Genomic DNA, 9,435 nt, shown 5'->3' with positions numbered 1-9,435 from the left:
CCGGCATGGCGGGCGCGGGTATGCGACCGGTGGAACCGCCGGCCTTGGCCGGGGTGCTTGCCGGTTCGGCATCCAAATCCAGATGGAATCGGATCGGCCCGCGCCAGTTGCCGTCGCCAAACCGCGTATGCAGGGCACAGGCGGAGTTCGGCGAAGACCAGGACGTGGCAATGGCCACGTGCCCCTTGGGAAACGGCGTGACTTCCGCGTCGATATAATCCAGGGGCGCCAGGGCGGTTTCCTTCTCCACCAGATCGTCGTTGGTGCCGTAGCAGATCAGCCAGGGAATCTTTTTCGCGCTCAGTCGTTTCAAATTCAATTTCTCGCCGAAAAGGCGAATCGGTAGGGTTCCGTCATCGGTGATGGGGATATTGTAGGAGGCGAAACTGACACGCGTGATTTCCAGGGGCAGATCGTTGCGTTCATTTTGCAGCCAGTAGTTGAGTGCGGCGGCCGTCTTGTTGATGGGGGTGTCGATATCCCGCATGCGGGCAAACATCATCAGGTCGTTGAAAAACGCCGCCGCCGGGATTTCATGCTCGATACTCTTGAGTTTGTATACCCAGCCCATCAGGCGGCCATCGGCAACACGGTTGCCGTTGGGCAGGATCCGGGTGCCGTAGGCAGATCGTTGAACCGCTCGGGCAGGCGTGCGAGAAATCGGGCCAGCCCCCGGCTGCGGGTTCCGTCCATGGGGGAAACGCAGGTAATGAAAGCATCCACCAGGCCATCGAGAATTCCGCTGAGCAGGTTGCACAGGCTGTTGAAACCACCCTGGCAGTAGCCGTTCAGGGTGACCGGCTTGCCATGGGCGCGCTGAATGGCCTCGCAGAACTGGCGGGTGTCCCTGGCATCCTCCTCGGCGGTCATGGTCTGCAAATCGGGCGTGTTGGCGATGTCCTTCAAGATACGGATATAGGTGGGGATTCCCTGGTTGGCGAAGGCATGGGCGTAGCTGCGCTGTTCGCCCGGCAGGAATCCGAGAATATTGGCGCCCAGGACGTAAGGCGGGATGATCAGAATCGGCTTGGCGTCCATGCGCGTTTGGACATCGGGAAGGGACGGTGCCACCCGATAGAGCTGGAAGCGGCCGGTTTCGTCGATCAGCGGATGGGTGCCGCGCTCGAAGTGAAAGCCGTATTCCGGTTCGATGGCGGCGATGGCCTCGGGGTAGTCAACGGTGACCCGTTCCATCAAGCGCGCCTGGCGCTGGCTGAACTGCGCCAGCTTTTTGATATCGTTGTTGAAGAGCGCTTCCTGGAGCGCTTCAATGCCGCGGTCGGCCTCGTTGCGAATATAGGATTCCATCATCCGGGCGCTGCCGTTGAGGCTCCGCGTGATCAGTTCGAGGTTGTTTTCCAGAAGACCGAGGTAGGCTTCCAGGTTGTCCGACGGGGATTGGGCGAAAAGACGATCCCCCTCGACCCGTTGGAAGTACTCGGTGGAGCGCAGATAGGAGGTGAAAAAATCGGCTGTGTAGCGTGATAGTCCGGCAATCCCCGTCTGAAGGGCGGCAAATGGCTCGCTCCAGATGGTCCACAGATGATCGAACGTGTCGGTCGGGACGGCCGTTTCGGTTTTTTGATCCAGCATAAATCCCCCTTGGCCGCAATCGGCACCTATGCGCGTGTTGGGCCCTCAACACACCCATCAATAGTCACGTGGCTGCCTAAACATTTGATTATTTGTTGCATTTTTCTTTCTTTTATGTTCTTCATCTGGCCTGTTCTTGTCAAGAAGAAAAATGTTAGAATTCCTTTAGCTCGACGGGTGATGCGGGCGTCAATCCTTGCCAGCCGTGGATTTGACATAAAATGCGAATCAATCGAGGGAGATGGGCAACGATGATGACACCGACCATCGAAACAATCGCCGGCCAGCGTCTCATGGTGGGGTTCGACGGCACCGGTTTCAATGACGACCTGCAGTTTTTGATCGAAACCCTCAAGGTCGGCGGACTGATCCTTTTTTCGCGCAACCTAGAGACGCCCACGCAGATCGCCCAGCTCTGCCGGGATTGCCAGGCGGCCGCCGCCCGTCGTGGGCTGCCACCGCTGTTTATCGGCATCGATCAGGAGGGCGGATTGGTGGCACGGCTCAAGGCACCTCATTTCACCGTGTTTCCAGGTAATCCGTCCATGCGGCACGTCGACGATGCGGCCGCCTTCGCCCGGGTGACCGCCGACGAGCTCCATTCAATCGGGGTCAACATGGACATGGCACCCGTGCTGGACGTTGCGCCCAAAGAAATCGACAGCGTCATGGTGCGGCGCGCCTTCGGCAGCGATCCCGCCTGGGTTGCCCGCCTGGGGCGGACCGTGATCGAAGGCCTTCAACAACGCGGCATCATGGCCGTGGGCAAACATTTTCCCGGCATCGGCCGCACGGTGCTGGACAGCCACTTGGCCCTGCCCGATCTTGACATCGATGAAAAGACCCTCGCCGCCTTTGATCTGGTCCCGTTCAAAGCGGCGATGGCCGCGGATGTGGCTGCCATGATGCTTTCCCACATTCGCTTTACCGCCATCGACCCGCTCTGGCCAGCCAGTCTCAGCCCGGCCGTGTTGGTGACCTGTTGCGCCGCCAATTGGGATTTCAAGGGGTGGTGATGACCGACGACCTGGACATGGGCGCCATCAAGCCGGCTTTCGAGATTGCCACGGCCATCGATCAGATTCTTCTGGCCGAGGTGGATATCGCCCTGATCTGCCACAAGGGGCCCGACATCCAGGCTGCCCGGGAACGCCTCTGTCAACGGTTGACCGACGATGCCCGGCTCAGGGAGATGGGCCGGCGTTCCCTGGACCGTATTCTGGCCTTGAAACAGACCTATCTGCATGCCGGCAGCCCGCCATGCGAAGGGCATGGACCTACCGGACCACCCGTTTGAAATCCGGTTCCGGCGGCTTATATTTGGAAGGGCATGGGAAGGATGCGACAACCATGATGCGGAAGGTGATTGCGGAACATGCTGGATCTGACATTCAATGAAAACCTGTTGCGCCACGTCAGCGCCAATCTAGAGCAATTTAACCGGAAGCCATTCGACCGAAAATCCCATGCCGGAAGCGAGTTGAAGCAGGCGGCCGTGGCCGTGACCCTTGTGGCGCTTCAGGGCGCGCCCGACACCTCCGGTATTCTGACCGACGATGGTGTGCGCGGTGACGCGGCCATGATCCTGACCCGGCGATCCGCCCGCCTCAGGAAACATGCCGGCCAGTGGGCCCTGCCGGGAGGTCAGATGGAGGCCGGTGAGCGACCGGAGGATACGGTCTTGCGAGAACTTGAGGAAGAAGTCGGCCTTGCCCTGGATGCGGATCGCATCATCGGCCGCCTGGACGATTACGATACCCGTTCCGGTTTCACGATCAAACCGGTGGTGGTGTGGGGCGGGAGCGATTTCTCACTTACGGCCAATCCCGATGAGGTGGCCTCCATTCACCTGATTCCCCTGGCCGAGTTCATGCGCGCCGATGCGCCGATCCTCGAGACCATTCCCGAAAGCGACAATCCGGTACTGCTGATGCCCGTCGGTGAGACTTGCATTGCCGCCCCCACGGCGGCGATCATTTATCAATTCCGGGAAGTCGCCATGCTGGGCAAGAACCGGCGCGTGGCCCATTTTGAGCAGCCCTATTTTGCCTGGCATTAACCGCGGATCGCCGGGCGCTATTTTCACCAACCATGAACGGGGTTCAACCATGCTAGAAGAACGAATTCGCTTCAAATCGCTGATGGACAAGGTGACCGACCCGGATACGGCGTGTCGGCACATCCAAGACGGTACCAACGTGTTTATTTCCGGATTCACCGCCGGTTACCCCAAGCTGATTCCCAAAGCCCTGGTGCGGCGCGCCGAGGCCGGCGAGCGCTTCAAGATCAATCTTTTTGCCGGCGCCTCGACGGGCGATGCCGTTGACGGTGTTTTGGCCCAGGCCGGCCTCGTCGCCTGGCGGCGCCCCTATATGAGCAACCGCATCATGCGCAAAGCGATCAACCAGGCCCGGATCCGCTTCAAGGACGACCACCTCTCCCGGCTCTCGGCGCAGGTGCGCGACGGCGGATTGGGCGAGGCGCATGTGGCCGTGGTCGAGGCGGCGGGGATAACCGAGAAGGGCCACCTGATCCCGACCATGTCCGTGGGCAATACCCCCACCTATGTGCGTGAAGCCCAAAAAATCATCATCGAGATATCCAGCGAGCCGACCGCCCTGGAAGGCATCCACGATATCTACATTCCCGAGGATCCGCCCTACCGCATGCCGATTCCCATTTACCGGGCCGGCGACCGTATCGGCAAGCCGTTCATCGAAATGGATCCCGACAAGGTCGTGGCCATTCTCTCCAGCCAGGAAGAGGACAGCTGTGCGGTGTTCAACAAACCGGGGGAGGCGCCCCGCAAGATCGCCGAGCATATCCTCGATTTCGTGGCCCATGAAATCCGCAAGGACCGCATGCCGCCAGGCCTGCCCTGGCAGTCCGGCGTGGGCGATGTGGCCAATGCCGTGTTGAGCGGGTTCGTTGAAGACGACTTTTTCCAGTGTATCGACATTTATTCCGAGGTGCTGCAGGATGCCGTACTGGATCTGATTGACCTGGGGAAGGTCAAGGCCGCCTCGGGATCGGCCATGACCCTTTCGCACCGCGCCCGGGAGCGGTTTTTCAACGAGCTCTACCGTTATCGCGAGAAGATCGTTCTGAGGCCGGTGGAGATCTCCAATTCACCCGAGGTGGTGCGCCGGCTGGGGGTGATCGCGATCAACACCGCCATTGAGGTCGATATCTACGGCCAGGTCAACTCCACCCATCTCATGGCTCGCAACTGATGAACGGCATCGGCGGTTCCGGCGACTTCATCCGCAACGGCGCCGTCTCGTTCATCGTCACGCCCAGCACGGCCAAGGGGGGCAAGATTTCGGCGATCGTGCCGATGGTCTCCCACGTCGACCACAGCGAACACTCGGTGGACGTGGTGGTCACGGAGTACGGGCTGGTGGACACCCGACCGCTGACCCCGCGACAGGTGGCCGAGGCGGTCATCAAAAAGTGCGCCCATCCGGATTACCGCGATCTTTTGTGGGATTACTACCAGCGGGCCATTCGGACGTCGGGCGGACACGAACCGCATATCCTGAGCGACGCGTTTGCCTTTCATGAGCGCTACATGGCCACCGGGGATATGCGGGTGGGGTGAGACAACGGTTACGGTTAATGTCAAATGCCAAAATTCAAATGTCAATTGAAGGCATGCGGTCTCTTTTTTTAACGGGGCAAACCGGCTTTGTCCCTCAATTGATGGAGGGATCTTGACGTTGACCGGCAAACCGCGGGGCCGTTCGACCGGCAGCCGTCAGTTGACTCCGGTTTCGGAAAAAACACAGAATTTAACATAATTGCGTTCGGCGCTGTGGTAGTCGTCGGGCGAGTAATAGTCCGTATTTTCCCTGCGTTGGAATTGGTCCCGGCAACGCTTGGCCAGCAACTGGATCCCCTTGTTGTTCGGCATCTTGTTTTCCATGGTGAGCTCGCGTCCAGGTTATGGGTGAATCGGGTTTGGGTGAAGACGGGTTGAATTATCAACATATGACGATTTCACCGAAAAACAAGGCGGCGGCGTGATGACCTTTTGCCGGAGCCCTAAACAAACATCTCCGGTCGGCTGTGATCCATCACCGCCATCCATCGGAGGTGACGGAGGATCGCATGCCTATCAACCCCCAAGGGAACACGGCGCAGCGTCCGGATTGCCTGTTTTGCCGCTGGATCCGGGAAGGCACCCTCATTGAACGCGCCGGTACGGTGGCGGCTGTCAAGGATGGTTTTCCGGTTACCGACGGTCATCTTTTGATCGTTCCCCTCCGGCACACGGCCGACTGGTTTTCCATGACCGACCAGGAGCTTGACGACAGCCGGGCCCTGATCCGCACCCTTGCCCGGCGCATCCGACAGACGGATCCGTCGGTGAGCGGCTTCAACATCGGGACCAACAGCGGCATCTCGTCCGGTCAAACCATCCTGCATGCCCATATTCACCTGATACCCCGGCGCGATGGCGATTGCCCCAATCCCCGGGGCGGCGTACGGGGCGTCATCGACGGCAAGCGCGCCTACGGGTGACAGGGCAACCGCATTTGGATTTCATCTTCCCATTCCGGAATAATCCGAGCGAACGCTCAGGAATGTCCATAACTAATTGGAATAAAAATATATCAATTATATTTCGAGTGGACGCCAAGCGCGGTTCGGATGTGGCGTGGCAACCGAGTCGGCGATTTATTTTCTTCTCGCGGTGCTTTCCCGGATCAATGTGATGTGAGATTTTGAATTGCCTAAATCATATAAATAATACATAAATTACAAATAGTTGGGACCTGTTTGGGTTTTCTCGGGTTTCATTTTGTAAACTACCGGCATTGATTGTTATGGATCCATCAAGTGACGTCTTAAAATAAAATAATTGACAATCAGTACCCGCTGTGCGATTAAGATTTTGCCGAGCGGTCGTTCAGAATCGATGGATCACCGGCCGAAGGCCGATTGCGTGAAACCGAGTTTTGGGGTAAGAGGAGCCGGCCGGGTCGATCCCAGCCGGTTTACGAACCCGTCAACGATTGATGGTTCATCCAGGGGGGCAAGAGAAGAGCAACCATAGAAGAATAACTATCAGAATGGAGGACGCGCATGTCGTTGGTCAGTTTTTACAGGGAAGCGATGGAACTCAACACCATCCAGGATATGCAACAACGGGAGACGGCGGCCAAGGCCTTTTTTGAAAAACTCAATCAGGCGGCCTTGCCGGAGCAGTTCAACTGGGCCAGCGAAATCTTCGAAGGCATGCACGTCAAGGAACGGGGCGACCAGCTGGCCCTGATCTGGACCGATCTGGAGACGGATGCCGAACGGCGTTTTACCTACCGCGAACTGGCCGCGAGCGGTAACCAATTCCTCAACTTCATTCGCAACAAGGGCGTGGAGAAGGGCAACAACCTCTACATGCTTACCCCGATCGTTCCGGAAACCTGGTTTGCCTCGTTTGCCGGCATCAAGGGGGGGCTGATCTCGGTGCCCACGGCCACCAGCATGACCGAAAGAGAAATCCAGTTCCGCTTCGAAGCCTATCCACCCGACGTGATCGTCGCCTTCGAGGGCCTCACCGATCTGGTGGACGACGCCCTGAAAAAAGCCGGCTGCACCCCCAAGGCCAAGGTCGTCCTGGGTGAGAAGGACGGCTGGACATCCTACTGCGCGATTGACGATGAATCCACGACGGCCGAACCCGCCGCGGTGGGCAAGGATGACGTGCTTTTCTGCTTTTTCACCTCCGGAACCACCGGTTTGCCCAAACGGGTGGGGCACAGCGCCATCTCCTACCCGGTGGGCCATCTTTCCACGGCGGTGATTCAGGGGCTGGAGCCCGGCGGTGTGCACCACAACCTCAGTGCGCCGGGATGGGCCAAGTGGGCCTGGAGCAGCTTTTTCGCGCCGTTCAACCTGGGCGCCACGGCCACCGGGTTTAACTTCGGGGTGTTGAACGTGGAGAAGTACGTGGCCACCGTGGCCAAATACAAGGTCAACTCCTTTTGTGCGCCGCCCACGGCCTGGCGGGCCTTCGTGGGCCTGGATCTGAGCCAGTTCGATTTCTCGGCCATGAAGTACTCCCTGAGTGCCGGCGAACCGCTCAATCCCGAGGTGATCGACCAGTGGCGCAAGGCCACCGGCACCGAGATCCGTGATTTCTACGGCCAGACCGAATCGACGGCCATGATCGGCAACCCGCCCTGGATGGAGGGGCGCATGCGCTTCGGTTCCTTCGGCTATCCCTCGCCCATGTACGACGTGATTCTGGTGGACGACGAAGGAAACGCGATCAGCATCCCCGACGAACCCGGCCATATCGTGGTCCGGCTGAACAACTGGCGCGCCATGGGACTCTTCCAGGAGTATATTGACGATTCCGAGCGCACCGAGAGCGCCTTCCGCAACAACCTCTACTATACCGGCGACAAGGCCTCCTTCGATAAGGACGGCTACTGGTGGTTCGTGGGCCGTTCCGACGACGTGATCAAATCCTCCGACTACCGCGTCGGCCCCTTCGAGGTGGAAAGCGCCCTGGTGGAGCACGAGGCGGTGGTGGAGGCGGCCGTGGTGGGCAGCCCCGATCCCAAACGCTATCAACTGGTCAAGGCTTACGTGATCCTGGGGCGCAACTTCCAGCCGTCCCGTGAACTGGCCCTGGAATTGTTCAAACACACCATCGATGTGCTGGCCAAGTTCAAGATTCCGCGCATCATTGAGTTTGTCGAGGAACTGCCCAAGACCATCAGCGGCAAGATCCGACGCATCGAGCTGCGCGCATCCGAGGTCAAGAAGAAGGAGGCCGAGACGGTCTCGCCCCATGAGTACTTCTATCATGAGTTCCCGGAATTGAGCTCAAAAAAGAAGTAATGACGAATCCGTCGAAACGGCGGATCTTTACATGTCCATCAAGTGTTTTCCAAAAAAACGGCCGGCGGTGCCGCTTGAGGCGCCGCCGGCCGGAAAACCTGCCCGAGAAAATGATCACCGAGAAAATGATCACCAAAAAATGATCAATTGATCAAGCGACTTTCTCGATCCTTACCCGCGTACTGCTGAAATCCGGAATTCCGCCCACCAGATCCACCATGGGGGTTCGTCCGAGTGTGTCGTCCAGCCGGGTGACATCGTTCGGATTGAGCCCCTTGCCGAATGCCGGATCGGCCTTCAGGCGGCCATCCGCATCGATCACATCGGCCCCGCCCAGAAATGCCCGCTTGCCATCCCTGACCGACAGGGCCGTGGCGCCGAAGCCGCTGTGGCCGAAGTGAAAGGCGATCGCCACGCAGCCGGGCCGGATCAGGGCCGTGGATTGGATTTTGCCCTGGATGCCCTCGGGATTGCTCTTGGAGACCAGGCGGACCCGATCACCGGAGGCAAGGCCCAAACGCCGGCAGTCGGCCGGATGCAGCTCGACCCGGTTTTCGCCCTGGATCTCCATGGCGATGGCGGACCACAGGGAGCGCGACTGGGTGTGCAGCCGGGATTTGTAGGTCACCACGGCAAAGGGATAATGCTTCTCCTGGGCGTCCATTTCCACACCTTGGGTGTCGGCCGGGGCCACATAGGCCGGGCTGCCGGAAAAACGCCGGCCGGTGAGACTGTTGCGCACGCCGGCCAACTTTTCGTTGTACACATGCACCTCGGTCAGGCCTTTGGTGAAGACGTCGCCGTCAAAGAGTGCGTCGTAGGGTTTGAAGACCCCGCCGCGGGCGAGCATGCGGCAAACGGTGGACCACTGCTCCGACGGCAGGATGGCCTTGTGGGCGGCCAGGGGATAGGCGGCTTCGACGCCGGCGATTTCCCCCGGATGGCCGGCGGCAGTTTGGCTCCGGCGGCGATGTTGGCAAATGGCCGCAG

At 59.3% G+C, this 9,435-nt stretch carries 8 protein-coding genes and 2 pseudogenes; 6 read left to right on the top strand and 4 right to left on the bottom strand.

Annotation, left to right across the window (positions count from 1 at the left end):
• Positions 1 to 571, bottom strand: a pseudogene (locus tag JCM12296_RS29555) (hypothetical protein); the annotation flags it as partial.
• Positions 571 to 1,593 (bottom strand): hypothetical protein, encoded by a 1,023-nt coding sequence (locus tag JCM12296_RS29550; protein WP_054700519.1) that lies wholly within the window; start codon positions 1,591 to 1,593, stop codon positions 571 to 573. The pseudogene JCM12296_RS29555 and the gene JCM12296_RS29550, both read right to left, overlap by 1 nt.
• 221 nt (positions 1,594 to 1,814) lie before the next feature.
• Here JCM12296_RS29550 and JCM12296_RS29545 point away from each other — a divergent pair.
• The 4 genes and pseudogenes from JCM12296_RS29545 to JCM12296_RS46180 all read left to right on the top strand — a co-directional run bounded on the left by JCM12296_RS29545 (position 1,815) and on the right by JCM12296_RS46180 (position 5,194).
• Positions 1,815 to 2,890 (top strand): annotated as a pseudogene (locus JCM12296_RS29545) (glycoside hydrolase family 3 N-terminal domain-containing protein).
• A gap of 78 nt (positions 2,891 to 2,968) precedes the next feature.
• Positions 2,969 to 3,652 carry an NUDIX hydrolase gene (locus tag JCM12296_RS29540; RefSeq protein WP_054700516.1) on the top strand — a complete coding sequence of 228 codons (684 nt, stop codon included), beginning with the start codon at positions 2,969 to 2,971 and terminating at the stop codon, positions 3,650 to 3,652.
• 49 nt (positions 3,653 to 3,701) lie between these two features.
• Complete coding sequence (locus JCM12296_RS29535) at positions 3,702 to 4,826, top strand: acetyl-CoA hydrolase/transferase C-terminal domain-containing protein (RefSeq protein ID WP_246805081.1); 1,125 nt, start codon at positions 3,702 to 3,704, stop codon at positions 4,824 to 4,826.
• Positions 4,826 to 5,194, top strand: a complete 369-nt coding sequence (locus JCM12296_RS46180) for an acetyl-CoA hydrolase/transferase C-terminal domain-containing protein (RefSeq protein WP_246805080.1) — start codon at positions 4,826 to 4,828, stop codon at positions 5,192 to 5,194. Before JCM12296_RS29535 ends, JCM12296_RS46180 begins: the two co-directional genes overlap by 1 nt.
• A gap of 156 nt (positions 5,195 to 5,350) precedes the next feature.
• On the opposite strand, the gene JCM12296_RS39145 is transcribed toward JCM12296_RS46180, so the two are convergent.
• Positions 5,351 to 5,518 carry a hypothetical protein gene (locus JCM12296_RS39145; RefSeq protein ID WP_157068008.1) on the bottom strand — a complete coding sequence of 56 codons (168 nt, stop codon included), beginning with the start codon at positions 5,516 to 5,518 and terminating at the stop codon, positions 5,351 to 5,353.
• A gap of 185 nt (positions 5,519 to 5,703) precedes the next feature.
• On the opposite strand from JCM12296_RS39145, the gene JCM12296_RS29530 reads away from it, so the two are divergent.
• The gene (locus tag JCM12296_RS29530; RefSeq protein ID WP_083456642.1) at positions 5,704 to 6,117 is read left to right on the top strand and encodes an HIT family protein; all 414 of its coding nucleotides are present in this window, start codon (positions 5,704 to 5,706) and stop codon (positions 6,115 to 6,117) included.
• A gap of 564 nt (positions 6,118 to 6,681) precedes the next feature.
• The gene (locus JCM12296_RS29525) at positions 6,682 to 8,445 is read left to right on the top strand and encodes an acetate--CoA ligase (protein WP_054700513.1); all 1,764 of its coding nucleotides are present in this window, start codon (positions 6,682 to 6,684) and stop codon (positions 8,443 to 8,445) included.
• Positions 8,446 to 8,596: 151 nt separating this feature from the next.
• On the opposite strand, the gene JCM12296_RS29520 is transcribed toward JCM12296_RS29525, so the two are convergent.
• On the bottom strand, positions 8,597 to 9,435 hold an 839-nt coding region (locus JCM12296_RS29520), incomplete at its 5' end, for a molybdopterin dinucleotide binding domain-containing protein (RefSeq protein ID WP_281492195.1).

This window comes from Desulfosarcina cetonica JCM 12296 (genome assembly GCF_001311845.1).
GTDB classification, from domain to species: Bacteria; Desulfobacterota; Desulfobacteria; order Desulfobacterales; family Desulfosarcinaceae; genus Desulfosarcina; species Desulfosarcina cetonica.
This window is presented reverse-complemented; position numbering and strand designations above follow the sequence as displayed.

Excerpts from the sequence above, each read along its gene's own strand:
- JCM12296_RS29550 (WP_054700519.1), bottom strand. The coding sequence starts at position 1,593 with ATGCTGGATCAAAAAACCGAAACGGCCGTCCCGACCGACACGTTCGAT.
- JCM12296_RS29540 (WP_054700516.1), top strand. The coding sequence starts at position 2,969 with ATGCTGGATCTGACATTCAATGAAAACCTGTTGCGCCACGTCAGCGCC.
- JCM12296_RS29535 (WP_246805081.1), top strand. The coding sequence starts at position 3,702 with ATGCTAGAAGAACGAATTCGCTTCAAATCGCTGATGGACAAGGTGACC.
- JCM12296_RS46180 (WP_246805080.1), top strand. The coding sequence starts at position 4,826 with ATGAACGGCATCGGCGGTTCCGGCGACTTCATCCGCAACGGCGCCGTC.
- JCM12296_RS39145 (WP_157068008.1), bottom strand. The coding sequence starts at position 5,518 with ATGGAAAACAAGATGCCGAACAACAAGGGGATCCAGTTGCTGGCCAAG.
- JCM12296_RS29530 (WP_083456642.1), top strand. The coding sequence starts at position 5,704 with ATGCCTATCAACCCCCAAGGGAACACGGCGCAGCGTCCGGATTGCCTG.
- JCM12296_RS29525 (WP_054700513.1), top strand. The coding sequence starts at position 6,682 with ATGTCGTTGGTCAGTTTTTACAGGGAAGCGATGGAACTCAACACCATC.